The 24640-nt window shown below is 39.6% G+C and carries 23 protein-coding genes; 12 read left to right on the forward strand and 11 right to left on the reverse strand.

The genetic code is table 11. The features are described 5' to 3' along the window. Positions 1–9: 9 nt before the first annotated feature. The 4 genes from OD757_RS17735 to OD757_RS17750 all read right to left on the reverse strand — a co-directional run bounded on the left by OD757_RS17735 (position 10) and on the right by OD757_RS17750 (position 3319). Positions 10–681 (reverse strand): 3-oxoacid CoA-transferase subunit A, encoded by a 672-nt coding sequence (locus tag OD757_RS17735; RefSeq protein ID WP_263032692.1) that lies wholly within the window; start codon positions 679–681, stop codon positions 10–12. Between the two features lie 134 nt (positions 682–815). Further along, complete coding sequence (catA, locus tag OD757_RS17740) at positions 816–1736, reverse strand: catechol 1,2-dioxygenase (protein ID WP_263032693.1); 921 nt, start codon at positions 1734–1736, stop codon at positions 816–818. Between the two features lie 162 nt (positions 1737–1898). Then, positions 1899–2189 (reverse strand): muconolactone Delta-isomerase, encoded by a 291-nt coding sequence (gene catC / locus OD757_RS17745; RefSeq protein ID WP_263032694.1) that lies wholly within the window; start codon positions 2187–2189, stop codon positions 1899–1901. A 23-nt stretch (positions 2190–2212) separates the two neighbouring features. Continuing rightward, positions 2213–3319, reverse strand: a complete 1107-nt coding sequence (locus OD757_RS17750; RefSeq protein WP_263032695.1) for a muconate/chloromuconate family cycloisomerase — start codon at positions 3317–3319, stop codon at positions 2213–2215. A 100-nt stretch (positions 3320–3419) separates the two neighbouring features. Here OD757_RS17750 and OD757_RS17755 point away from each other — a divergent pair, with 100 nt between their 5' ends. After that, positions 3420–4334 (forward strand): LysR family transcriptional regulator, encoded by a 915-nt coding sequence (locus OD757_RS17755; RefSeq protein WP_263032696.1) that lies wholly within the window; start codon positions 3420–3422, stop codon positions 4332–4334. 82 nt (positions 4335–4416) lie between these two features. After that, complete coding sequence (locus OD757_RS17760; protein WP_263032697.1) at positions 4417–5211, forward strand: TorF family putative porin; 795 nt, start codon at positions 4417–4419, stop codon at positions 5209–5211. A 67-nt stretch (positions 5212–5278) separates the two neighbouring features. Here the strand turns inward: OD757_RS17760 and OD757_RS17765 are convergent, their stop codons facing one another. Continuing rightward, positions 5279–5995 carry a FadR/GntR family transcriptional regulator gene (locus OD757_RS17765; protein WP_263032698.1) on the reverse strand — a complete coding sequence of 239 codons (717 nt, stop codon included), beginning with the start codon at positions 5993–5995 and terminating at the stop codon, positions 5279–5281. Positions 5996–6078: 83 nt separating this feature from the next. Then, positions 6079–7812: an IlvD/Edd family dehydratase gene (locus tag OD757_RS17770; RefSeq protein ID WP_263032699.1), complete on the reverse strand. Its 1734-nt coding sequence runs from the start codon at positions 7810–7812 to the stop codon at positions 6079–6081. 169 nt (positions 7813–7981) lie between these two features. Between OD757_RS17770 and abaQ the strand changes: the two genes are divergently transcribed. Genes abaQ through OD757_RS17785 form a run of 3 tightly spaced genes read left to right on the forward strand, consistent with a single transcriptional unit; the run spans position 7982 to position 11880 of the window. Beyond that, positions 7982–9286: a multidrug efflux MFS transporter AbaQ gene (abaQ, locus tag OD757_RS17775; RefSeq protein WP_034677663.1), complete on the forward strand. Its 1305-nt coding sequence runs from the start codon at positions 7982–7984 to the stop codon at positions 9284–9286. Between the two features lie 10 nt (positions 9287–9296). Continuing rightward, positions 9297–10295, forward strand: coding sequence for an AraD1 family protein (gene araD1, locus OD757_RS17780; RefSeq protein WP_263032700.1), 999 nt, complete (start codon positions 9297–9299; stop codon positions 10293–10295). A gap of 10 nt (positions 10296–10305) precedes the next feature. Next, entirely contained in the window at positions 10306–11880 is a 1575-nt protein-coding gene (locus OD757_RS17785) for an aldehyde dehydrogenase (NADP(+)) (RefSeq protein WP_263032701.1), read from the forward strand. 47 nt (positions 11881–11927) lie between these two features. Here the strand turns inward: OD757_RS17785 and OD757_RS17790 are convergent, their stop codons facing one another. From OD757_RS17790 to OD757_RS17800, 3 genes are all read right to left on the reverse strand, one after another. Further along, positions 11928–12914, reverse strand: coding sequence for an NAD(P)H-quinone oxidoreductase (locus OD757_RS17790; protein WP_263032702.1), 987 nt, complete (start codon positions 12912–12914; stop codon positions 11928–11930). An 83-nt stretch (positions 12915–12997) separates the two neighbouring features. Beyond that, positions 12998–14443 (reverse strand): coniferyl aldehyde dehydrogenase, encoded by a 1446-nt coding sequence (locus tag OD757_RS17795; RefSeq protein ID WP_263032703.1) that lies wholly within the window; start codon positions 14441–14443, stop codon positions 12998–13000. 49 nt (positions 14444–14492) lie between these two features. After that, entirely contained in the window at positions 14493–15386 is an 894-nt protein-coding gene (locus OD757_RS17800; RefSeq protein WP_049836786.1) for an acetoacetate decarboxylase family protein, read from the reverse strand. Between the two features lie 421 nt (positions 15387–15807). Here OD757_RS17800 and OD757_RS17805 point away from each other — a divergent pair, with 421 nt between their 5' ends. The 3 genes from OD757_RS17805 to OD757_RS17815 all read left to right on the forward strand — a co-directional run bounded on the left by OD757_RS17805 (position 15808) and on the right by OD757_RS17815 (position 18958). After that, a complete protein-coding gene (locus OD757_RS17805; protein WP_033847154.1) occupies positions 15808–16638 on the forward strand; it encodes an alpha/beta fold hydrolase in 831 nt (276 codons plus the stop codon). A 77-nt stretch (positions 16639–16715) separates the two neighbouring features. Then, positions 16716–18236 (forward strand): catalase, encoded by a 1521-nt coding sequence (locus OD757_RS17810; RefSeq protein WP_263032704.1) that lies wholly within the window; start codon positions 16716–16718, stop codon positions 18234–18236. Positions 18237–18304: 68 nt separating this feature from the next. Further along, positions 18305–18958, forward strand: coding sequence for a hypothetical protein (locus OD757_RS17815; protein ID WP_263032705.1), 654 nt, complete (start codon positions 18305–18307; stop codon positions 18956–18958). 183 nt (positions 18959–19141) lie between these two features. On the opposite strand, the gene OD757_RS17820 is transcribed toward OD757_RS17815, so the two are convergent. Both OD757_RS17820 and OD757_RS17825 read right to left on the reverse strand, forming a co-directional pair. Next, positions 19142–20185 carry an acetoacetate decarboxylase gene (locus OD757_RS17820; protein WP_263032706.1) on the reverse strand — a complete coding sequence of 348 codons (1044 nt, stop codon included), beginning with the start codon at positions 20183–20185 and terminating at the stop codon, positions 19142–19144. Between the two features lie 200 nt (positions 20186–20385). Next, positions 20386–21192, reverse strand: a complete 807-nt coding sequence (locus tag OD757_RS17825) for a type 1 glutamine amidotransferase domain-containing protein (RefSeq protein ID WP_263032707.1) — start codon at positions 21190–21192, stop codon at positions 20386–20388. Between the two features lie 235 nt (positions 21193–21427). Between OD757_RS17825 and OD757_RS17830 the strand changes: the two genes are divergently transcribed. Genes OD757_RS17830 through OD757_RS17845 form a run of 4 tightly spaced genes read left to right on the forward strand, consistent with a single transcriptional unit; the run spans position 21428 to position 24636 of the window. Next, entirely contained in the window at positions 21428–22417 is a 990-nt protein-coding gene (locus tag OD757_RS17830) for a phosphotransferase family protein (protein ID WP_263032708.1), read from the forward strand. Next, complete coding sequence (locus tag OD757_RS17835; RefSeq protein ID WP_263032709.1) at positions 22414–22758, forward strand: hypothetical protein; 345 nt, start codon at positions 22414–22416, stop codon at positions 22756–22758. The genes OD757_RS17830 and OD757_RS17835 overlap by 4 nt, the downstream gene beginning before the upstream one ends. Then, positions 22751–23479 carry a histidine phosphatase family protein gene (locus tag OD757_RS17840; RefSeq protein WP_263032710.1) on the forward strand — a complete coding sequence of 243 codons (729 nt, stop codon included), beginning with the start codon at positions 22751–22753 and terminating at the stop codon, positions 23477–23479. The genes OD757_RS17835 and OD757_RS17840 overlap by 8 nt, the downstream gene beginning before the upstream one ends. Further along, the gene (locus OD757_RS17845) at positions 23476–24636 is read left to right on the forward strand and encodes an acyl-CoA dehydrogenase family protein (protein ID WP_263032711.1); all 1161 of its coding nucleotides are present in this window, start codon (positions 23476–23478) and stop codon (positions 24634–24636) included. The genes OD757_RS17840 and OD757_RS17845 overlap by 4 nt, the downstream gene beginning before the upstream one ends. Positions 24637–24640 lie beyond the last annotated feature (4 nt).

Raw genomic sequence — 24640 nt, forward strand, 5'->3', positions numbered from 1 at the left:
CCTTATTGCTTACTGTGCGGGCTGTACTTGTACAATGTGCTGTACAAAAATGCCTGGGGTGATGATGTGCTCTGGATCTAATCCACCGAGTTCCACTACTTCAGAAACCTGAACAATGGTGACATCCGCAGCCATGGCCATGATCGGGCCAAAGTTACGTGCAGATTTACGGTAAACCAGATTGCCCCAGCGGTCGCCCTTGTAAGCTTTAATGAGGGCAAAGTCCGCCTTGATCGGATATTCGAGTACGTAGTCTTTACCATCAATTTCACGGGTTTCTTTACCTTCAGCTAAAAGTGTTCCAAAGCCTGTTGGGGTAAACACAGCCCCAAGGCCCATACCTGCTGCCTGAATACGGCAAGCCAGATTACCTTGTGGCACCACTTCAAGCTCAACCTTTCCGGCACGGTACAGTTCATCAAACACATAAGAGTCTGCCTGACGAGGGAAAGAGCAAATTACTTTTTTAACTGAACCGGCTTTCAGCAATTTCGCCAGACCATAATCGCCATTACCGGCGTTATTACTGACAATCGTTAAATCTTTAACACCCAGTTCAATAAGACCATCAATGAGTTCAGCGGGTTGTCCTGCGGTACCAAAACCACCAATCAGGATGGTCGCGCCATCTTTAATCTGTGATAGAACCTCGCTAAGTGAGGACTTACTTTTGTCAATCATGTGAGAAACCTTAGAGCATGAGGTAACGTGATGTATTACTACCGCTAAAAATTTATTGAAATTCTTAATGGTAGTAATAAATGGAATAAATTTTGTGAGTCAAAAGCGAACTTTTAACTCACATACACTTTCAATTAAGCGCTAGCGCGACGACGTTCAACTTCAGTTGAAGGTGCAGCATCAACATCTTTAACAAGTTCAATATTGAACGTGATGTGTTTGAAAGCGTGATCTAAACCACGGCGTTGAATTTCAGCTGGGTCAGTTACATCAACTGCTGTTGCTACTAAGCCATCACGAGTTGCGAAAGCGAAGTCGTCCCATAAGTACTCATCACCCTCAATGTTGAATTGAGTAGTCAGCTTGCGATAACCTGGTGCTGATACAAAGTAGTGAACGTGAGATGGACGGTTACCATGACGGCCTAACTTGTTAAGAAGGGCTTGAGTTGTACCTTCTGGCGGGCAACCATAACCAACAGGCATAGTCGTTAATGCAACATATTTACCATTTGCATCAGTCAAAATACTACGGCGTAAGTTAAAGTCAGATTGAGACTTATCAAAGAATGAGTAGTTACCTAAACTGTTGGCATGCCAAACTTCAACTTTAGCATTTTCAATGATATTGCCATCAGTATCAGTCACAGTACCTTCAATAATTAAGGTATCGATTTTGCCAGATTCAGTACCATCATCCATACGCGCAAAACCAACAGATTCAGGCGCACCCGCTACATAAAGTGGACCTTCAATGGTACGAGGTGTGCCACCAGTAACGCCAGCTTTTGCATCAGCTTCATCTGCACGTAAATCAAGATAGTGCTCTAGACCTAAGCCAGCTGCCAAAAGACCAAGTTCATTGGCTTGACCTGCGTCTGTGAAATATTCCAAACCTTTCCATACTTCTGAAGGTTGGATGTCTAAGTCTTCGATGGCTTGAAATAAATCCCCGAGAAGGCGCACTACAATTTGCTGAACACGTGCATCGACTTCGCCTTTTGCAGTGTCGACATTCATTTGTTTTACAAGCGCATCAATTTGTTGACGGTTCATACTAAAGCTCCTTAAGTATGCAATACGGTTTTGGGTGGCAGCGTTGCGGGCATTTTATTTTGCTAGCGAATGGTTGCTGCCACGTTCCTTGTTACCTTCTGAATCAATATATTTAGTTTTTAAATGTGCTTCAGACCACACACTCAAACTATTTTTTTTGGATTACGAATCATCATCACGAACAGAAGAAGGGTGGCGATTAAGCGCCATCACTTCGATATTCATGTAAGGATAGAGAGGTAATCCCTGTAAAATGTTGTGCAATTCTTCATTGCTCTCGACATCAAAAATACTGATGTTTGAGTACTGGCCTGTAATACGCCAGATGTGACGCCATTTACCTTGACGCTGTAAATCTTGCGAATAGGCTTTTTCAACGGCCTTAATTTCATTTGCTTTGTCGGCTGGCATATCAAGTGGAATATGCACATCCATACGTACTTGAAATAACATGGGAAACTCCTTATCCTGTTGCCTTAACGACGTAACTTTTCAACTTTATCTTCATCAATTTCAATGCCTAAGCCTGGAGCTGTTGGCAAGTGCAATTCAAAGTTTTCGTAACGCAGCGGTTCTTTCAAAATTTCTTCGGTAAGTAATAACGGACCAAATAATTCTGTGCCAAACGCTAATGTTTCAAAGGTTGCAAATGCATGAGCAGAAGCCATACTACCTACAGGGCCTTCAAGCATAGTGCCGCCATAAAGATCGATTCCTGCTAAACCCGCAATCTTGGCAACTTCACATGCTTCAATCAGACCACCAGACTGTTCAATTTTCACGGCAAATACATCTGCACCCTGACTTTTTGCAATACGATATGCGCTGTCAGGGCCTGTTAAAGCTTCATCTGCCATGATTGCGACATCAAAACGACGCGTTAAACGAGCAAGTGCTTCAGTATTTTGAATAGCACAAGGCTGTTCAATTAAATCAATCCCGCCATCTTGCAGTTGTTGAATACCTTGAATACATTCCAGCTCTGACCATGCACGATTTACATCGACACGTACACTAATATCTGCACCTAGTGCTTTTTTAATTGCAATCACATGATCAACATCATGTTGCAAATGGCGTGCACCGATTTTGAGTTTGAACGTGTTATGACGTTTTAACTCAATCATTTTTCGAGCTTCAGCAATATCTTTTTCTGTGTCACCAGACGCGAGTGTCCAAAGTACAGGTAAACTATTACGCAGACGTCCACCTAAAACTTCGCTTAACGGCACGCCTAAACGTTTTGCCTGAATATCAAGTAGGGCAGTCTGAATGGCACATTTCGCAAAACGGTTACCATTAATATTCTTACGAATCAGTTTTAGTGTTTGAGCAACATTTAACTCTTTAACTGATGTGAGTAATGGTGCAAAGTAAGTATCAATATTGGCTTTGACACTTTCAGGACTTTCTTCACCATAGTTCAGTCCACCAATGGTGGTCGCTTCGCCCCAACCGACAATACCATCCGTGGTCGTAATTTTAACGAGCACCAAAGTCTGAGTACGCATTGTAGTCACAGACAATTGGTGAGGACGGATAGTTGGAATATCCACAAGTATGGTTTCTATGGTTCTATACATGAAGTTTCAACTATTTCAAACTTGTTTACATACCATAGAAGAATGTAATAGCCTAAAATAGATATAGAACGGTATTTTAAGATACTAAAAAGGTATATTAATGGAATTAAGACATCTACGTTATTTTGTGACCGTTGTTGAGGAGCAAAGTCTGACAAAAGCGGCTGAGAAGCTTTTTATTGCCCAGCCACCTTTAACACGTCAAATCAAAAAACTAGAAGAAGAGTTAGGCATTGATTTGTTTGTGAAAGGGTCGCGTCCATTAAAAGCCACAGAAGCAGGGCTGTTTTTTTATCAACATGCTGTTCAAATTTTAACACATACGGCTCAAGCAGCTTCGATGGCTAAAAAAATGAAGCTGGTCGAAAATATTGTCAAAGTTGGCTATGTGAGCTCACTTCTTTACGGACGATTACCCCAAGTCATTTATCTATTTAGACAAAAAAATCCTGATATTCATGTCGAGCTTATTGAATGTGGCACCCGAGATCAGGTCGAGGCTTTAAAGTTAGGAAAAATCGATTTAGGTTTTGGCCGATTACCAATTAGTGACCCTGCCATTAAGAGACTTTTACTTCGAAAAGAAAAATTAAAACTCGCGATTCATAAAAAGCATCCATTAAGTGAGTTTCAAGATTCAGGAATTTACTTATCTCAGATTATTAATGAGACTATTTTTTCTTATCCAACCACACCGAAGCCTAATTTTTCGACCACAATTCAAGCTTTATTTACCAAGCTAGGCTTAATTCCAGCCAAGTTGACAGAAGTACGAGAAATCCATATGGCCTTAGGATTAGTGGCATCTGGGGAGGGTATTTGTATTATTCCGGAAAGTGCCTGTGACATTGGAATGAAGAATCTCACTTATTTAAATATCTTAGATTTAGAAGCTTATAGTCCTATTTCTTTATCAATGCGAAACATGGACCAAAGTTCGTATATCCCTAAAATTTTAGATTGTATTGAAGAGATCTATAGTCAAGAAGAAGTGTCCAGAAATTTAAATTTATAAGTTTTTAATACGCTTTTAAATAACTTATCATGTTATTTTAAAAACTTTAAACCTATAGGTAATATTTAAAAGGAATTAATAGATGAGAAAAATTTTAGGCGTAGCTTCTCTCATTATGTCTACAGGTGTTATACATGCTGAACAATTAAATGAACAAGAACAAGTTTCTCCCTACAGTGCTAATGTAACCTTCGCAAGTCAATATATTTCACGTGGTTTTCAACAAACTTGGGGCAAGCCTGCATTACAGGTTGGTCTAGATTATGCAAATCCGAATGGATTATTTGTGGGTACTTGGGCATCCAATGTAAGTTCTAACTATCTTAGAGATGCTTCAGTTGAGTGGGATTTTTATGCAGGTTATATCAAAACTTTCGATAAATTTTCGGCTGGAATGACTGTTTTTTATTACTACTATCCGGGAGCCGCAAGTACGCCTGAAACGGGCAGTACCAGTTATAACTATGGCGAAATTGTACCTCAAATTAGCTATGGTCCTCTAAGTCTTAAATATTTTATTACCTATACACCCGATTATGCAGGCTATAACTCAGATACGATGGGAGGTCCAGCAGGTAAACGGTCAAGAGGAACAACTTATTTAGACCTGAACTTTACACAGCCTATCAATGAAACTTGGACCTTCGGTGCTCATTATGGCTATGAAAGAATTAAAAACTTCTCAGAAGCTAATTTTCAGGATGTTAAAGCCGAGCTGATTAAAGATTTAGGCGATGGTTGGAGTACAGGATTAGCTTATACCAAAGCATGGGATAAAAATGGTTTCTATAAAAAGTATAGTAATGGTGAGCCGGACGCACCTATATCAAATCCGATTGATTCGACCTTTACAGTTTCTGTAAAAAAAGTGTTCTAATTTATAAATAAAAAAGCCTGATGACTTTATTTTGAGTGATCAGGCTTTATGCCACCAATCTATAAAATTATTTTTTAATTAAATCATAAGCCATTTTGGTGTCGTCTAGTTGAACGAGAGAGGCATGGCGAGCAGAGAGTGGATCTTTATTTTCAATTGCTGTCAAAATCGCTTTATGTCTAGGTAACGAGTGACTTTGTAAATTTGGGCGTAAACTGGTGACTTGGATCGATTGTTGTAAAGGTAAGACCAGCATTTTCGACATATAAGCCAGCAAGTCATTATGAGTTGCTTTGGCAATTGCTAAGTGAAATTGAATATCTGGCTCTATAAATTCTTCAACTGTGGTCGCTTTTTCCATCCCTTCATAAGCATGTTTAATACGTTCAATATCATCTTCGTTTGCCGTACTTGCTGCAATATAAGCCAGCTCTGGTTCTAAAACGCGTCGTACGGTAGAAAGGGTTTTAAAAAATTCGTGTTCAGGCGTTGTTTGAATTAGCCAAAACAGTACATCGGGGTCAAGTAAATGCCATTCGTCTTTCGGCCTCACCACAGTTCCGATTTTGGGTCTTGAGTAAGTTAAGCCTTTAGCATTTAAAACGCGTATTGCTTCACGAAAGACAGGACGGCTGACTTTATATTCCTCACATAAATCTACTTCACTCGGGAGCTTCTCGTTTTCTGAGATTTCTCCAGAAACAATTTTTAATCCCAATTGTTGAACAATTAATGCATGTTGGCTTTTGCTAGGAATAGGATTTTTATAGTCAGCTTTACTCATATTTTACTATTACGACATGTTGAATATCCTATGGTATAGATGACCTTGTCTTTTAACAAGATCATCTTTTTCAAGAATAATTATTAATGAGAATGACGTGGAACTTCCGAGCCACGGCAACCGACCAAGAAATCAAAATCACAACCTTCATCGGCTTGTAAAACGTGTTCTACATAGAGTTTGCGGTAGCCGCCAATAAAACTTGGCGGTGCTGGAGGCGCTAAATTCTCAAGACGTTGCTTAAGCTCTTCATCGCTTACTTCTAGGTGAAGTTTTCCTGCATAGGCATCGAGTTCAATAAAGTCACCATTTTGAACTACGGCTAAAGGTCCGCCCGCCATAGCTTCTGGGGCAATATGTAAAACGACCGTGCCATACGCTGTTCCACTCATCCGTGCATCGGAAATACGGACCATGTCGGTAATGCCTTTGGCTAAAACCTTTGGTGGCAATCCCATATTTCCAACTTCTGCCATGCCCGGATAACCTTTAGGACCAGCATTTTTCATGACTAGAATACAAGTTTCATCGACATCAAGATCTGGGTCATTAATGCGGGCTTTATAGTCATCAAAGTTTTCAAATACAACTGCACGACCGCGGTGTTTCATCAGTTCCGGTGTAGCAGCAGATGGTTTAAGCACCGCACCTTTAGGTGCTAAATTACCGCGTAAAATACACATGCCGCCATCTTGTCGAATTGGATTATCTATTTTCCGAATCACTTCATCGTTATAAATAGGTGACTGCTGGCAATTTTCCCAAATGCCTTGACCATTTACGGTTAAAGCTTGTGGATGTGGCAAAAGGTTGGCTTCGCCCATACGACGAATCACAGCTGGTAAGCCACCGCTATAATAGAACTCTTCCATTAAAAAACGACCCGAAGGCTGTAAGTCAACAATAGTTGGCATGCCACGGCCGATACGGTTCCAGTCATCGAGTTGTAAATCGACCCCAATACGGCCGGCAATTGCTTTTAAGTGAATCACGGCATTAGTTGAACCACCAATAGCTGCATTGACTTTAATGGCATTTTCAAAAGCTTCTTTGGTTAAGATTTTGGAAAGACGTAAATCTTCATGAACCATGTCAACAATACGCATGCCAGAAAGATGAGCCAACACATAACGACGCGAATCTACCGCTGGAATAGCCGCATTGTGGGGTAAAGAAGTGCCTAGGGCTTCAGCCATACACGCCATTGTTGAAGCTGTGCCCATGGTGTTACATGTACCAGCCGAGCGTGACATACCAGATTCAGCAGATAAAAATTCATTTAAATCGATTTTGCCTGCTTTTAACTCTTCATGCATTTGCCAAACGATGGTGCCCGCACCAATGTCTTTACCTTTGTGCTTACCATTAAGCATAGGTCCACCAGTCACTACAATGGCAGGAATATCACAGCTTGCAGCTCCCATTAATAATGCAGGGGTGGTTTTATCACAACCTGTCAGTAACACTACGCCGTCAATAGGGTTACCACGAATAGCTTCTTCAACATCCATACTGGCTAAGTTACGGGTAAACATGGCGGTAGGCCGTAAATTCGACTCACCATTTGAGAACACAGGAAACTCAACAGGGTAGCCGCCCGCTTCTAAAATCCCTTTTTTTACGTGTTCGGCAATTTTTCGAAAATGGGCATTACATGGCGTAAGTTCAGACCAAGTATTACAAATCCCAATAATCGGTTTGCCTTGAAACTCATGATCTGGAATTCCTTGGTTCTTCATCCAACTACGATACATAAAGCCATTTTTATCCGTTGTACCAAACCAGGCAGCCGAACGAAGAACTTGTTTGTTATTCATACAAATTTCCCTATATAGTATTACTATTAGAATTAATTAAATTAAAAATACACCATAAATTTTATTTTTAAAAGGTTTGAAATTTAAATAGTATTACTATATTTTAAATTGAAAGGATAATTTACGAGCAAGATGCTCTATAAGTAAATAATAGGAAATGGAGTCGAACATGGATTTCGAAAAGGATGTAATACGGACGGTCACGTTTAAACTGATACCTGCATTAGTCATACTATATCTGGTGGCATACATCGATCGAGCCGCTGTGGGTTTTGCTCATTTGCACATGGGTGCCGATGTCGGAATTGGTGATGCAGCCTACGGTCTAGGAGCAGGCTTATTTTTCATTGGATATTTTCTTTTTGAAGTTCCAAGTAATTTACTTTTAGACAAATTTGGTGCCCGCAAATGGTTTACCCGCATTTTATTGACGTGGGGTTTAATCACCATGGCAATGGCACTCATTCAAGGTCCAAAAAGCTTCTATTTCTTACGGTTTTTACTAGGTGTAGCAGAAGCGGGCTTTTTTCCGGGTGTTTTATACCTCATCACTCAGTGGTATCCCGTGCGGCATCGCGGAAAAATTATGGGAATGTTTGTGCTTTCGCAACCCATCGCCATGATGATTGCTGGGCCTTTAGCTGGTCTATTACTTGGCATGGATGGCATTGCAAATTTACACGGTTGGCAATGGTTATTTATTGCAGTTGGCTTACCCGCAGTTTTATTAGCTCTACCAACATTTCTGTGGTTACCCGATAACATTGATAAAGTGAAATGGTTAAGCATTGAACAAAAGCAATGGCTTAAAAATGAACTTATTAAAGATGAAGCCGAATACGATCAAACACGACATGCCAATCCATTACATGCTTTAAAAGACAAACGCGTACTTTTATTAGCATTGTATTACCTACCAGTGACTTTAAGTATTTACGGTTTAAATCTGTGGTTGCCTTCTATTATCAAGCAATTTGGGGGTGGTACTGATCTTCAAATTGGCTTCTTATCTAGCATTCCCTACGTTTTTGGAATTATTGGATTATTAATTATTCCACGTAGTACTGACCGTCTAAATGACCGCTATGGACATTTAAGTTTTCTCTACGCATTAGGCGCTTGCGCAATGTTTTTGAGTGGTTGGCTAAATTCTCCAGTCATGCAATTAGCTGCTTTGGCCGTGGTTGCGTTCTGCCTATTTTCATCAACTGCTGTGTTTTGGACATTACCAGGCCGTTTCTTAACGGGTGCAAGTGCAGCGGCTGGCATTGCCTTAATCAATTCTGTCGGAAATTTAGGTGGCTATGTTGGGCCATTTGGCATTGGACTTTTAAAAGAATACACAGGAAATATGGCTGCTGGTTTGTATTTCTTATCTATCGTCATGCTTTTTGGCCTGATTTTGACTTACATCGTCTATGCCAAGCTCGAACGTCAAAAAACACAAACAGTGAATATTCAAAAGCCTTTGTAAGGAATAAAACATGCAAATTATTCAATTTGAAAATCGTGCAAATCAACGTGCTGTTGCCAAAGTAGAAGGCAACATGGCATATCCGGTTAAAAATATTCAATCGGTTCGTGATTTAGCACTTTTAGCAATCCGCAATAAAGTTTCATTGGAGCAACAAGTTGAGGCGCTAGGGTTTGAAGCGGAGACTTATGATTATTCATCTTTATTAGCAGATTTAAAGGTACTGCCGCCTTTAGATCATCCAGACCCAACGCACTGTTTAGTTTCCGGTACAGGTTTAACCCATTTAGGTTCTGCATCAGCACGCGACAAAATGCATCAGCAAAATTTAAGCGATGACAGCTCTGTGACCGACACCATGCAGATATTTCAATGGGGACTACAAAAGGGACGTCCACCAGAAGGCCAGATCGGGGCACAGCCAGAATGGTTTTATAAAGGTGACGGTTCAATTGTGGTGAGACCGGGAGCTGAGTTGCCTTTACCACCATTTGCCGAAGACGGCGGCGAAGAACCTGAAATCGCAGGCCTATACGTTATTGGGGAAGATTTAAAGCCTTATCGAATCGGGTTTGCATTGGGGAATGAATATTCTGACCACGTGATGGAGCGCCGTAATTATTTATATCTGGCCCATTCAAAATTGCGTTTTTGCAGTTTTGGTCCAGCTTTACGGACAGGCGAGTTACCGAAACATTTAGTAGGAACAAGTCGTTTACGCCGTGATGGACAAATTATTTGGGAAAAAGAGTTTTTATCTGGTGAAGACAATATGTGTCATAGCTTGGCAAATCTGGAATATCACCACTTTAAGTATCAACAATTTTTAAAAGCAGGGGATGTTCATATTCACTATTTCGGTACAGCCACTTTGTCTTTTGCCGACGGTATTCAAGCGCAAGTCAACGATGAGTTTGAAATAGAGATGAAAGAGTTCGGTCTTCCACTTAAAAACAAACTTGCCCATACCCAACCAGAGCTACCGATTGGTTCAGTTATTACTCTTTAAGGAATATAAAATGGTCATTGGACACAACTTTATTGGCGGTTCACGCAGTGCACAAGGTACAAACTTATTAAAGAGTGTGAATGCAACAACTGGTGAGGCTTTGCCGTATGAGTTTTACCATGCAACCGAACAGGAAGTGAATCAGGCTTGTGAAGCGGCCAGCCAAGCCTTTAAGACTTACCGTCATACTTCACCTGAACAGCGTGCTACCTTTTTAGAAAACATTGCTGACGAACTTGATGCATTAGGCACCGATTTTTTAGAGACTATTTCGCAAGAAACAGCTTTACCGCTGGCACGTTTGCAAGGCGAACGTGGCCGTACCAGTGGGCAAATGCGCCTGTTTGCCAAAGTGTTACGCCGTGGTGACTTTTTAGGAGCGCGGATTGACACGGCTTTGCCTGAGCGTCAGCCTTTACCGCGCCCAGACCTACGTCAGATTAAAATTGGTGTTGGCCCTGTGGCAGTCTTTGGAGCAAGTAACTTTCCACTCGCTTTTTCAACTGCGGGTGGTGACACAGCTTCGGCACTCGCCGCAGGTTGTTCTGTGGTGGTGAAAGCCCACAGTGGACACATGGCTACAGCGGACTTCGTGGCTCAAGCCATTGAACGGGCTGTCGAAAAATCAGATATGCCTAAAGGTGTATTTAACATGATTTATGGTAATGGCGTGGGTGAGCCACTGGTGAAACATCCTTTAATTCAGGCGGTTGGATTTACTGGTTCCCTTCGCGGTGGTCGTGCTTTATGTGACATGGCGGCAGCCCGTCCACAACCGATTCCAGTCTTTGCTGAAATGAGCAGTATTAACCCGATGTTGATGTTGCCAGAAGCCCTAAAAAACCGCGGTGACAAAATCGCACAGGACTTGGCAGATTCAGTGGTTTTAGGCTGTGGTCAGTTCTGTACCAATCCGGGTTTAATTTTGGGAATCAAATCAGCAGAATTTAGCCAGCTCATTAGCAACCTGACCGAAATTATGGGTGGTAAACCTGCACAGACTATGCTGAATGCCGGAACCTTAAAAAGTTATACGGCAGGTCTTGAGCACTTAACTGCACATCAAGGTATTAAACACTTGGCAGGTCAAGCCCAGCAAGGCAATCAGGCACAGCCACAACTGTTTAAAGCCGATGTTGAGCTTTTACTGGCGGGTGACCAGCTTCTGCAAGAAGAAATCTTTGGGCCAGCCACAGTCATCATTGAAGTTGAAGATAAAGCTCAACTCTTACAAGCTCTACAAAGCATGAATGGTCAGCTTACTGCGACTTTAATTGCCGATGAAGCAGACTTAACCGAGTTTGCAGATGTGGTTCCCGTGTTAGAAGAGAAAGCCGGTCGATTACTCATAAACGGGTATCCAACGGGTGTGGAAGTGTGTGATGCAATGGTACACGGCGGGCCATATCCGGCGACTTCAGATGCACGAGGCACTTCTGTTGGCACCTTGGCCATTGACCGTTACTTGCGCCCAGTGTGTTACCAGAACTACCCGCAAAGTTTATTGCCAGAGGCTTTAAAAGACAGCAACCCGTTACAGATTTTAAGACTGGTGAATGGTGAGATGACCAGAGAAGCAATCTAAAAAATAAAAAGAGACCACTAGTTGGTCTCTTTTTAATATAGCTAACTTTATTTTTTTATAATTAAAGCTAACTTACCTACATGTTGCCCTTGATCAAGGAACTCATGGGCTTGGCGTGCCTCTTCAAGATCAAAGGTTTTATACAATAACGGTTTTATCTGTCCTTTTGAAATTAAAGGCCATACTTTTTCTTGAAGTGCTGCCATCACTTCTGCTTTAGCTTCTGCAGATTGAGAGCGTAGGGTAGCGCCTGTATGAGTTAAGCGTTTAGCTAACATTGGAAAAATATTGACTTTATCCGCTAATCCTTTAAGCACACCTATTTGCAATATTGTGCCGTTCATTGCAGCGACTTCATAATTTCGCTGGATGTAATCTCCGGCAATAATATCTAAGACAAAATCCACACCTTTACCATCAGTATGTTTTTTTACAACCTCAACAAAGTCATCTTCATTATAATTTATGGCTACATCAGCACCAATTTTTAAACTCGCTTCTTGATGTTCTTTGCTCGATACGGTTGTAAAAATTTGGGTTGCTCCAAAAGCTCGAGTTAACATTGTTGCGGTAGTACCAATTCCTGAAGTACCGCCATGTATTAAAATTGAACTGTTTGGGCGGAATTTTGCATGTTGGAAAAGGTGTGACCAAACTGTCATGAAGGTTTCTAGTAAAATTCCCCCTTCAATTAATGTCAGACCTTCAGGAATAAAGAGTACGTTGTCTTGATGGGCAACTACATATTCAGCATAGCCACCACCCGGAACTAACGCACAGACTTCATCGCCAGCTTTAAACTTAGTGACTTGCTTGCCCACTTGTTTAACAATTCCGGAAACTTCGAGTCCAGGAATGTCTGTCACACCAGGCGGTGGTGCATACAAACCTTTTCGTTGCATTACATCTGGACCGTTAATACCTGCTGCAACAACTTCAATTAATATCCCATCATCTGTTAATTCAGGCATAGGTCTTTCACTAACTGTAATAACTTCAGGACCGCCAGCACCGTTAAAAGTGATACATTTCATAAAGTTGTTTCCTTATTCGGTATTGTTTGTTAAATAAGCGGAATTTAGACTTAATGCTCAATCCCGCTGAGGATGAAAAATAATTAAGATTTAGCTTTTTTCTTACCCAAGGTAATGGCAAGTGCTAATTCCATGAATTTTCCAAAAGGAGCATGTAAGAAGCTTGGGAAATTCCAGCGGCCCTGATCAAAGATACCTTTTGCATGGCTCATAGAACGGAAACCTTCAATTCCGTGATAAGCACCCATACCACTTGGGCCGATGCCACCAAAAGGTAGATCGTCTTGTGCCACATGAATTATGGTGTTGTTAATACCAACGTTACCTGAAGTGGTACGTCGTAGTAGTTTTTTGCAGTCAGCATCTTTTTCGCCAAAATAATATAAGGCGAGTGGGCGGTCTCGTTCATTGATGTAGTTAATCACTTCATCAATATCACGGTAGGTACGCACGGGTAGAATTGGGCCAAAGATTTCTTCTCTCATAATTGCATCATCATCTTTTGCTCCAACAACAAGTGTTGGAACAAGAGTACGAGTGCGATTCTTTGCCGATTCAGGTTTGATTCCTAGTTCAATAACTCGTGCGCCATTTTGTTTTGCATTATCAAGCAAGCCTTGTAAACGAGCATAATGACGTTCATTGACAATCGAAGTGTAATCATCACAGTCTGGCCCGTTTGGATAGAAACGAGAGACTGTGGCATTGTATTCTTCAATAAATGCTTCTAAATCATCTTCATGAACAAGAGCATAATCTGGAGCAACACATGTTTGCCCGCCATTGGATAATTTTCCATAGGCAATACTGGTCATGGTTCTCGAGTTTACGTGGCCTCGACCTACAATAGCTGGACTTTTACCACCTAATTCAAGAGTCAGTGGAACGAGGTTGTCACTTGCTGCTTTCATGACTTTACGGCCTACAGGTGTGCTTCCTGTAAACAATAAATGGTCGAAAGGCAGTGCACTAAATTCAGCACCAACTTCAGGTCCACCTAAAACAACCGCAACTTCTTCTATAGAGAAGTTCGCCGCAAGCATGCGTGAGATCACTTCACTTGTTCGAGGGGTGAGTTCCGATGGTTTAAGTATTGCTCGGTTACCGGCAGCAATCGCTGTAGCAAGAGGAATAAGCGTAAGAGAAATAGGGTAGTTCCAAGGAGCCATGACCCCAATAATCCCTTTAGGCTGATATTCTATGTGAGCACTAGCCGAGCGATAGAATAAGCTAACATGACGCTTTTCGGGCTTCATGAAACGGCGTAAATTACGCGTTAAATAATCGATGGACTGAACAATACCAACAAGTTCCATCACATCTGTTTCGTGATATGAACGATGTCCAAAATCTTCACTTGCAGCAACTTGTAATTCACTACGATATTCAATGACCGCAGCACGAAGCTTTGCAAGGCTTGCTTTACGCTGTTGAAGTGTTGGTGGTTCAGCTTTCAAAAAAGCTTTGCGTTGTCGAGAGAGTATCTCTGATGCATTTAAAGTGCTGCTTACTTCATTGAGAGTATTCATCTTAAACCTCAAAACATAGCTTAACGATCCTAAGCTAACTGACTGATGATTAAAGTTTAGTCGGTAGATTTAACACGACCTGAGCATCTTCAATAACATCGAGACGAAGAATAGTAGATGCGCCCAACTGATCTAAGAGCTGGCTCACATGGCCGCCATGGCGTGTCACTTTTACCTTACGTGGGAAAAGCTTTTCACCAAATGAGAGAACATTGGTTTGCACTAGAGTTTGATGCCACTCGTTATCGACTAAATGCAACATCGTGGCTTTACCCATGCGTGATTCAGACTTAACTCTTTTTAATGACGGAGTTGCGGTTGTTAGGCTGATATCTAATTTGTTGTAAGTTGAAAGTGTTGCTTCAACTTTTTTCTTATCAATCTTTACATCAATTTCAGCTAGCCATTTTGGAAGTTGATAACCATATACGCCACGTACACGTGCGATTTCAGTGTCGACAGGTAAAGCTAATACATGCGCATAAAAGTGACGTTTACGAATCGAGTTAATCAGCTCTAAAGCATGCGGACCATGAGCTTTAGGTTTACGCACGACAATAGCGACAGACGCTTCATTGTATGGGTCATTATCACAAACTGAATAAGTGAAGAAGGTGAGCGCAACTAGTCCATAACCTGGGAAAGCTTCCAAGGGTACTAGAGGCGAAGGTAATTTTTTCTTTAACAGCTTAATTGGAGCAAGCATCAAAACTTGCACATTGCCGCTACGGTAATAAAAGTTTGGAGCCCATACAGGTCCAACTCTTGATTCAACTAATTTTTTAGGAATGCTACGGAAAAAATCTATATTTCCAGCTGCAGGATCTTTTGCAACTTCATCTAAATCAGGATTCATTCTAAAGCGGTCATAATAACCACCTTTGGGAACTTTAACTTTCTGTTGACCAAATTCAACTTCAGTGAACGCTTTATTTGTATTCATAATTGGTTAACCTTTAAATTGATCGACTGAGTAGCTGATAATCTTTGAAAGCAGATATCAACTTTCCGCCTGTAGGTTTACTATAAGTTTAAAGTTCACTTGAATGTCAATATGCTATTTTTCTAAGAATTAAAATCAGTTGTAACGAATTTAGAATAACTTTTGATAAGAATAGATAGAGCCGATTAACTTTTAGATGATCTAAAGAAAATCCTTAGTTTTTAGTGTTGTAGAAATTATTTTTTTACACTTTTTAAACGTTGTTTTTACTAAATTCTATTGACCTTCAAGTGAACTTTAACCTTACTATGTTATGACTATCCATGAGGGTAGGATTGAAAATTATATATGTACTTATTACGAATTAATTAGAGCATATACAGTAAATCGATAGTGTAACTTTTACACAGGAGAAACAAAAATGGGATATGTCACAACAAAAGACGGCGTAGATATTTTTTATAAAGATTGGGGCCCTCGCGATGCTCCTGTAATTTTCTTCCACCATGGTTGGCCGCTCAGCTCAGATGACTGGGATGCGCAGATGCTTTTTTTCCTTAAAGAAGGTTTTCGTGTAGTTGCTCATGACCGCCGTGGTCATGGTCGTTCAACTCAAGTCTGGGATGGTCATGATATGGACCATTATGCAGATGACGTTGCTGCTGTGGTTGAGCATTTAGGTGTACAAGGCGCGGTGCATGTAGGGCATTCAACAGGTGGTGGTGAAGTAGCGTATTATGTTGCTCGTTATCCTAATGACCCTGTAGCTAAAGCTGTTTTAATTAGTGCCGTTCCTCCACTCATGGTAAAAACTGAAAGTAATCCAGATGGTTTACCAAAAGAAGTTTTTGATGACCTTCAAAATCAACTTTTTAAAAATCGTTCACAGTTTTATCACGATGTACCAGCAGGTCCATTCTATGGATTTAACCGCCCAGGAGCGAAAGTATCAGAGCCTGTGGTGTTAAATTGGTGGCGTCAGGGCATGATGGGCGGAGCAAAAGCTCATTACGACGGAATTGTTGCCTTCTCTCAAACAGATTTTACCGAAGCTCTCAAAAAGATCGAAGTTCCAGTCCTCATCTTACATGGTGAAGATGATCAGGTGGTTCCTTTTGAAATTTCTGGTAAAAAATCTGCGGAACTCGTTAAAAATGGTACTTTGATTAGTTACCCAGGATTCCCTCACGGAATGCCAACTACAGAAGCAGAAACAATTAATAAAGATCTTTTAGCATTTATTAGAAGTTAAGTTTTAAAAAGAGGGCAGCCAAAATTGACTGCCCTTTTTTATATTGATTCGATTGATTATTTTTCGGGTGCATATTAATGAATGACGATACTAAAAAATGTCCTTTTTCCCAACTTACTACTGATTTTGGGGCTCCAGTTGTAGATAACCAGAATAGTATGACGGCAGGTGCAAGAGGACCTCTACTTGCTCAAGACTTATGGCTAAACGAGAAATTAGCTAACTTTGTTCGTGAAGTAATTCCAGAACGTCGTATGCATGCAAAAGGTTCAGGTGCATTCGGTACTTTCACTGTGACTCATGATATTACTCAATATACCCGCGCTAAAATCTTTAGTGAAATTGGTAAGAGAACAGAAATGTTTGCTCGATTTACCACAGTAGCTGGTGAACGTGGAGCAGCAGATGCTGAACGTGATATTCGCGGCTTTGCTTTAAAGTTTTATACAGAGGAAGGTAACTGGGACATGGTGGGTAACAATACACCAGTGTTCTTCTTACGTGATCCACGTAAATTTCCAGATTTAAATAAAGCAGTAAAACGAGATCCTAAAACTAACTTGCGTAGCGCAACGAATAACTGGGATTTTTGGACTTTATTACCTGAAGCTTTACATCAGGTCACTATTGTTATGTCTGATCGTGGTATTCCTGCGTCTTATCGCCATATGCACGGTTTTAGTAGCCATACCTATAGTTTCATCAATAGTGCAAATGGACGTTTCTGGGTGAAATTTCACTTCCGGACCCAACAGGGAATTAAAAACTTAACAGATGCTGAAGCTGGTGAATTAGTGGGTCATGATCGCGAAAGTCATCAACGTGACTTATTTGATGCGATTGAACGAAAAGATTTCCCTAAGTGGACTTTGTATGTACAGGTAATGCCTGAGCAAGATGCTGAAAAAGTTCCATATCATCCATTTGATTTAACAAAAGTCTGGCCTCATGGAGATTATCCATTAATTGAAGTGGGTGAGTTTGAGCTAAATCGAAATCCTGAAAATTTCTTCTTAGATGTTGAACAATCCGCTTTTGCACCAAGTAATCTGGTTCCTGGCATTAGCGCTTCACCAGACCGCATGCTGCAAGCCCGTTTATTTAACTATGCTGATGCTCAGCGTTATCGTTTAGGTGTGAACTACCAGCAAATACCTGTAAATGCGGCGCGTTGCCCAGTTCATAGTAATCACCGTGATGGTCAAGGACGCATCGATGCCAATTATGGCGGTCTTCCACATTACGAGCCAAATAGTTTTGGACAATGGCAAGAACAGCCTCAGTACAAAGAACCTCCTTTAAAAATCAATGGGGATGCTGATTTCTGGAATTATCGTGAAGATGACAACGATTATTTCAGTCAACCTCGTGCTTTGTTTGAACTTATGACTCCTGAGCAACAACAGGCTTTATTTGATAATACTGCACGCGCAATGGGTGATGCTCTTGATTTCATTAAATATCGCCACATTCGTAACTGCTATGCATGTCATCCAGCTTATGGCGAAGGTGTGGCTAAGGCGCTTGGTTTGACAGTTGAAAATGCTCAAGCAGCTAGAGAAACTGACCCTGCACGTGGTTTACCAAGTTTTATTTAAATCTTTAAAACAGTACATAAGGCTATGTAAATAATAGCTTTATGTACTTCACTATTTTGTAGCATCGAATGAAAAAATTAATATTTGCACTCAGCCTTGGTATTCAATCATTATTCTTCACAAGTAATGTACAAGCAGGGCTGACCATTCCTGTGGGTCTTACCAAATCAGATTCAATACATACATTTCCAGAAACGCTAAGACGAGATTTTTGGGAGCGATTAGGGATTAAAGCTGAAGCTAAAGGTACTGCTACACCCATTGATGAACCGAATATTGGTGGAAACCCAACTAAATTTAACTATCCTGTGAGTAGTATTGTGATTGGCTCCAAGATGAAAATTTTACTGGGACGAGCAAAAGGTACAGTGATGGTATATTCACGTATTGCAGAAGATGGAAGTTTGAAGAGTTTAACGCTTTCTAATTTTTCAATTGATTATGTTCATAAATATGTTTTAGCAGATGCAACATATGGTAAAGATAAGAGTAACTTACAATTACCAATTTTTACTTTTAATATTGAAAAACCTTTAAAATTTCATTATCAATTTCCAATTGGTTTTAAAAGCGATGAGAAACTTAATCATTTATATTTAACACCTCAAGCAAAGACTGCTTATAAAGAGGCTTTAGCTTTACCTGAAACAGCCATACCTTTATTAGATTTAGATTTTGGTACATTAACTCAAAATTCATCTTCAAAGATTCGGTTTAACTAGTATTATTTAAAAGTGAATAGTAATTTAATGGTTCTAGATAATACATATATGAAGTGACTAGAGTTTTATATTTTATTAAACAGAATTTTTATAAATAAACTGAAACATAAAAAATATTATTATATATAAAATAAATAATCGTAGCCCTTTCTTCTTATAATAAGTAGAAAGGGCTATTTAAAATTATTTTTTAGCTGTCGATTTATCGAGTGATGGATATGGAACAGGCATATTTAATGCCAATTGTGCATCTTTCACTACATCAAAACGTAGAACTTTATTGGTTCCTAGTTCATCAAGTAATTTACTCAGCGGTCCACCACTTTTTACAATTTGAACGTTCTTTGGAAAAAGCTTTTGTCCAAATGCCAAAGTATTAGACTCTACAGAAGTGCTGTGCCATTTCCCATCTACCAATTGATACATGGTTTTTGTTTCAATATGAGATTGTGGTTTCACAGTTTTAATTTCTGGCAATGGTGCAGCTATACTTAAATCAGGTTTTCCATCAGTATTATAAATATGAGCTTGAACTGATTTATCACCAATTTTCATATCAATAGGTGTTAACCATTTTGGTAATTGGTAACCATACACACCACGAACACGAGCAATTTCTGTATTTACTGGTAATGCGAGTACATGACCATAATATTTATGGTTACGCATTGAACTCAATAATTCTGTGGTATTGAAGTGATGAGCACCAGGTTGGCGTACGACCACAGCAACCGAAACTTCATCATATGGGTCGACATCACCGACTGCATAAGAGAAGAATGTTAATGAAACCAAACCATAGCCTGGGATAGGTTGTAATGGTTCAAGTGGAGCAGGGAGTTTTGCTTTTACTTTAGAAATTGGAGCAAGCATCAAGAGTTGGATATTACTAGTACGGTAATAAAAATTCGGAGACCATACTTTACCCACTCTAGTATCTACAAGCTTTTTGGGAATAGTACGGAAATAATCAATATTTCCAGCTGCAGGATCTTTTGCAACCTCGTCTAGATTTGGATTCATACGAAAACGATCGTAATAGCCACCTTTTGGAACATTAACTTTATAGGGCCCAAACTCTACAACAGTTGTTTCCTGTGAACTACTTGAGTTCGATGGTTGTTGTACAGAACTTGAGTTAGTCTCAACCGCTTGAGCTGAAAAACTCAATAATAAACTTACGGATAACGCAGTAACTGTTCGAGGTAGATTAAGCTTGTTGAACATTGATATGTTCCTCCTATAGACCATGTATTAATGCTAAGATTAAAGTAAGGTTTAAGGTCAAGCATTTTTATCATTATTTTAGATTTTATTAAAAAGAAAATTAGAATATTACAAAATAAAAGATATGATTTTTTATGCATTAAAAAAGAGAACCAGAATATAAAATTCTAGTTCTCTTACTTTTAAACTATTTTACTAAATTACTTAAGTGTACTTAAGCGTTTAACTACAGCTTCAGCAATTTCTTTACTAGATTGAGGGTTTTGTCCAGTAATGATTCTGTCATCCGATACTACATATGAAGTAAATGGAAGAAAGCCTTGTTTATATTTAGCGCCGTGGTTAATTAAGCTATTCTGTAAGGAAAATGGAACTTGAGATTTAATTCCAGATAAAGTTTCTTCTTTATTCGCGAACCCAGTAACAGTTCTACCTGAAATGAGTGGTTTACCATCTTCATCTACCAAAGGTAATAAGCCTCCCACGCCATGACAAACCGCTGAAACGATACCACCTTGGCGATAAATGCTTTCACTAATATTTTTGAGTTCTTTATTATCTGGGAAGTCCCACATTGTTCCATGTCCACCCGTATAATAAATTGCTTTATAGCGCGTTGGATCGATACTGCTTGGTGCCAAAGTGTGGTTTAAGCGATACATAAACTGACGATCAGCTAAAAGTTTTCGAGCTGATTTATCAACGTAAATAGGCTTCATACTACGTTCATCAAGTGGGACAACTCCACCTTGAGGACTGACAAAATCCATATCATAGCCAGCATCTTTAGCGACATCATAAAAATGAGTTAATTCAGTAAGCCATAAGCCAGTTTTATCTGAACGAGTCGGATAGGCTGAATGATTTGTCATGACGACTAAAATTTTACCTTTGCTTTTAGCCGTTTCTTGATTTTGTACTTGATCAGATGCATTTGCATAACTTACTGATAGAAAAGCCATAAAAATGGCAATGAACCAACGTTGAAAACTCCAAACTTTAGGCATTGTAGGCTCCTCATATTTACCTATTGAGCATCCTATGCTTAAAGTAAGGTTTAAGGTCAAGGTTTTTTCAAAAATCGCCGATGAATGGCAAAATGATGAGTTTTAAAATAAGAAATTTCAAATATGAAATAGATTTCATATTTGAAACAGTAGTGAATTTTTAAGTTATTGAATTTAAATATAAAAATAGTGGCATATAATTTGCTCCAGTAGGATTAGCTACAAGGAGTAAATAATGAATGCAAATCATATACTGCAATTGAGTGGAATATTGCAGCAGAATCTAGGGCTAATCCCTCATGAAATTCAGTTAAAAAAAATGAGTGGTGGAGCTATCCAAGAAAATTGGCTAGTTCAATCTGAAGATTTTGCATTAGTACTGCGTAAAAATGCTGAATCTAGTGTAGAGGCCAGTTCAGATCGTGAGCAAGAATTTTTACTTTTAGATCGGTTATATCACTTTGGCATTAAAGTGCCAGAACCACTTTATTTCGAGAAGTCACCTAACTTTTTAAATAGTGATTTCTTCATTATGAAAAAAATTGATGGTGTAACAGAAGGCCATAAATTAGTTCGAATTACAGAAGAAGAAAAACGCAAAAAAATTACTCAAGACATTGGTAAGCAACTTGCCTTAATTCATGCCATTCAATCAGATGAAGTATTAGAGAAACTACTTCCTAAGCCAGATAAAGATCAATATTTAGAAAAAAAGCTTACTGGTTTTCTAGAACAGCTGGATCACTTAAAAAGACAGCGTCCAATCCTTGAGTACGCTATTCAATGGATGTTTAACAATCTTCCAAAAGTCGATGATTTGGTACTAGTCCATGGTGATTACCGCATTGGTAACATCATGGTTAATGACGATCAAATTTCAGGAATTTTAGATTGGGAATTTACTCAATGGGGTGATCGTAGAGAAGACCTTGGGTGGTTTACCTCTAAATGTTGGCGTTTTGGTCAAGATGAAAATATAGCGGGGGGAATAGGTTCATATAAGGACTTTGCGAAAGCTTACGCTGAAATTTCCGATATTTATATCCCTGAATTTGAAATGAAGTTTTGGCATGTACTGTCTCATGTTCGATGGGCAATTATAGCGATGCAGCAGTCTGACAGAAACAAGGAAATGGATATTCCATCACTCGAATTAGCCTTAACGGAATTTTTAGTTCCCCGCCTTGAAAAAAATATCTTGGAAATATTGGGAGAAAAAGAATGAGCGAGCAAAAAATAGTTGACCTGATTAAAGCTAGCCAAGCCGTGATTAAGAATGAGCTTTTACCGCAATCGGGCAGTCAAAAATATAACTTGTTAATGCTCATGAGAAGCTTGGAAATTTTACAGGCTTATATTTTGCAAAAGGATATTTCTACATCGCATCGTTCAGGCATTGTGCAAGATTATTTCTCTTTCCCAATCAAAGATGTTGATGAGGCAATTCAATTGTTTATTAGCGATATCCGTGAAGGTAAACAATCGGATCAAACATTTGAGATATTAAAAGCACTTAATTCGGAAGACTTAAAAATTACTGAACCAAAGGCAGCTCAACATGGATAAATATCGGTTACGAATTTATTTGGTTCGACATGGGCACGTTTCATATTTTGATGCAGATAAGAACCCGATTAATCCTAAGTTTGCGCAGTTATCCGAACGAGGAATAGAGCAAATACAACAACTTGCTCATCAACTACAAGATGTTAGTTTTGAAAAAATTTACTCATCTACCATGCCTCGTTCGATTCAGACAGCCGAAATTTTGAAGCGCTATCAAAACGAACATACAGACATTCAGTCATTTGATGATATTCGAGAGATTAGAGCGGGACGTTTAAGAGAAATTTCGTTGGATCGTGCTGAACTGGAAATCAAAAAGGCCTATCAGTTCCATAAAAATAATCTTGAATTATTTGTACAAGGCGAAAGTTGGTCGCTATTTATTACTCGTGTACTGACATGGTTTGAAAACATGATTTTAACAGCAGACAAAGACCAAAATATCCTGATTTCTTCACACGATATTGTAAATCGAATACTCATTAATTGGGTATATGGACATGACTTCAAAGATGTTTATTCGCAGGAACAAGATTATGGTTGCTTAAATATTCTTGATCTAACAATTGAAAATCAAAGGGTAATAAGCAAACGAATCAAGCTTCAAAATTTCACGCCGTACAATCTGATTAAAAATGAGCTATTTAATAGCGCTATGGATGATGTGTATGAAACTTATATTGCGACTCAAGGCTTTAAATTAAAGGAGCTCAGCTCATGATCACACTATCTAATGAATTATTAGAACTACAACAGAAAGTTAGAGAATTTATTCACCAAGAGGTGATTCCATTAGAAAGTGACCCACGTCAAGATAGCCATGGCCCTAGTGAAGCTTTACGCCAAGAATTGGTGAGTCGCGCGCGTCATTGGGGGCTGCTAACTCCCCATGCAAGTCAAGAAATGGGAGGGCTTGGATGGTCGCATCTGCAAAAGGCTGTAGCTTTCGAAGAAGCGGGATATTCTGCTTTAGGTCCAATCGCTTTAAATATTCATGCACCAGATGAAGGAAATATTCATCTTTTAGATGCTGTTGCAAACGATGCGCAAAAAGAAAGATGGCTAAGAAAACTGGTAACTGGAGAAATTAGATCGTGCTTTGCCATGACGGAACCGGCACCAGGTGCTGGCTCGGATCCCTCCATGCTTCAAACAACAGCAACTGAAGATGGCGATGACTATATTATTAATGGCCATAAATGGTTAATTACAGGAGCCGATGGAGCAAGCGTTGCGATTATTATGGCAAAAATGGAAGATGGCTCCGCTTCAATGTTCCTAACAGACACCAATGTTGAAGGCTTTATATTAGAAAAAAATATGAATGCTATGGACTCATGCTTTTCAGGGGGACACGGCATTTTACGCTTTGAGAATTTACGTATACCTAAAGAAAATGTTTTGGGTGAAATTGGTAAAGGCTTTAAATATGCTCAAGTTCGCCTTGCACCAGCACGTTTAACACATTGTATGAGATGGTTGGGGCAAGCAAGGAGAGCACATGATATTGCTACTCAATATGCGCGAGAACGCCAATCTTTTGGTAAGAGATTAGGAGATCATCAAGGCGTTGGTTTTATGCTTGCCGACAGTGAAATGGATATTTTAACAACTCGATTAGCCGTTCACTATTGTGCACAGGTTTTAGACTTGGGTGAGAAAGGAAATTATGAGTCGAGCCTAGTCAAAGTGATCAGCTCTGAAGGTATCTGGCGTGTGGTGGATCGATCAGTTCAGATTTTAGGTGGACAGGCCATGACAGATGAATCAGTAGTCTGCAAGATTTTTAAAGATGCTCGTGGTTTCAGAATTTATGATGGCGCGAATGAAGTTCACCGCATGAGCATAGCCAAAAAACTATTAGGGAAGCAGTTGTAATAGT

The sequence above is a fragment of the Acinetobacter sp. AYS6 genome, from assembly GCF_025630795.1.
Classification (GTDB): Bacteria; Pseudomonadota; Gammaproteobacteria; order Pseudomonadales; family Moraxellaceae; genus Acinetobacter.

Bases quoted from the DNA above. Each gene is read 5' to 3' on its own strand.
- OD757_RS17840 (WP_263032710.1), top strand. From the start codon at position 22,751: ATGGATAAATATCGGTTACGAATTTATTTGGTTCGACATGGGCACGTT.
- OD757_RS17735 (WP_263032692.1), bottom strand. From the start codon at position 681: ATGATTGACAAAAGTAAGTCCTCACTTAGCGAGGTTCTATCACAGATT.
- OD757_RS17750 (WP_263032695.1), bottom strand. From the start codon at position 3,319: ATGTATAGAACCATAGAAACCATACTTGTGGATATTCCAACTATCCGT.
- OD757_RS17755 (WP_263032696.1), top strand. From the start codon at position 3,420: ATGGAATTAAGACATCTACGTTATTTTGTGACCGTTGTTGAGGAGCAA.
- OD757_RS17790 (WP_263032702.1), bottom strand. From the start codon at position 12,914: ATGAAATGTATCACTTTTAACGGTGCTGGCGGTCCTGAAGTTATTACA.
- OD757_RS17845 (WP_263032711.1), top strand. From the start codon at position 23,476: ATGATCACACTATCTAATGAATTATTAGAACTACAACAGAAAGTTAGA.
- OD757_RS17795 (WP_263032703.1), bottom strand. From the start codon at position 14,443: ATGAATACTCTCAATGAAGTAAGCAGCACTTTAAATGCATCAGAGATA.
- catC (WP_263032694.1), bottom strand. From the start codon at position 2,189: ATGTTATTTCAAGTACGTATGGATGTGCATATTCCACTTGATATGCCA.
- OD757_RS17830 (WP_263032708.1), top strand. From the start codon at position 21,428: ATGAATGCAAATCATATACTGCAATTGAGTGGAATATTGCAGCAGAAT.
- OD757_RS17810 (WP_263032704.1), top strand. From the start codon at position 16,716: ATGAATGACGATACTAAAAAATGTCCTTTTTCCCAACTTACTACTGAT.
- abaQ (WP_034677663.1), top strand. From the start codon at position 7,982: ATGGATTTCGAAAAGGATGTAATACGGACGGTCACGTTTAAACTGATA.
- OD757_RS17815 (WP_263032705.1), top strand. From the start codon at position 18,305: ATGAAAAAATTAATATTTGCACTCAGCCTTGGTATTCAATCATTATTC.
- OD757_RS17820 (WP_263032706.1), bottom strand. From the start codon at position 20,185: ATGTTCAACAAGCTTAATCTACCTCGAACAGTTACTGCGTTATCCGTA.
- araD1 (WP_263032700.1), top strand. From the start codon at position 9,297: ATGCAAATTATTCAATTTGAAAATCGTGCAAATCAACGTGCTGTTGCC.
- OD757_RS17785 (WP_263032701.1), top strand. From the start codon at position 10,306: ATGGTCATTGGACACAACTTTATTGGCGGTTCACGCAGTGCACAAGGT.
- OD757_RS17765 (WP_263032698.1), bottom strand. From the start codon at position 5,995: ATGAGTAAAGCTGACTATAAAAATCCTATTCCTAGCAAAAGCCAACAT.
- OD757_RS17805 (WP_033847154.1), top strand. From the start codon at position 15,808: ATGGGATATGTCACAACAAAAGACGGCGTAGATATTTTTTATAAAGAT.
- OD757_RS17825 (WP_263032707.1), bottom strand. From the start codon at position 21,192: ATGCCTAAAGTTTGGAGTTTTCAACGTTGGTTCATTGCCATTTTTATG.
- OD757_RS17770 (WP_263032699.1), bottom strand. From the start codon at position 7,812: ATGAATAACAAACAAGTTCTTCGTTCGGCTGCCTGGTTTGGTACAACG.
- catA (WP_263032693.1), bottom strand. From the start codon at position 1,736: ATGAACCGTCAACAAATTGATGCGCTTGTAAAACAAATGAATGTCGAC.
- OD757_RS17835 (WP_263032709.1), top strand. From the start codon at position 22,414: ATGAGCGAGCAAAAAATAGTTGACCTGATTAAAGCTAGCCAAGCCGTG.
- OD757_RS17800 (WP_049836786.1), bottom strand. From the start codon at position 15,386: ATGAATACAAATAAAGCGTTCACTGAAGTTGAATTTGGTCAACAGAAA.
- OD757_RS17760 (WP_263032697.1), top strand. From the start codon at position 4,417: ATGAGAAAAATTTTAGGCGTAGCTTCTCTCATTATGTCTACAGGTGTT.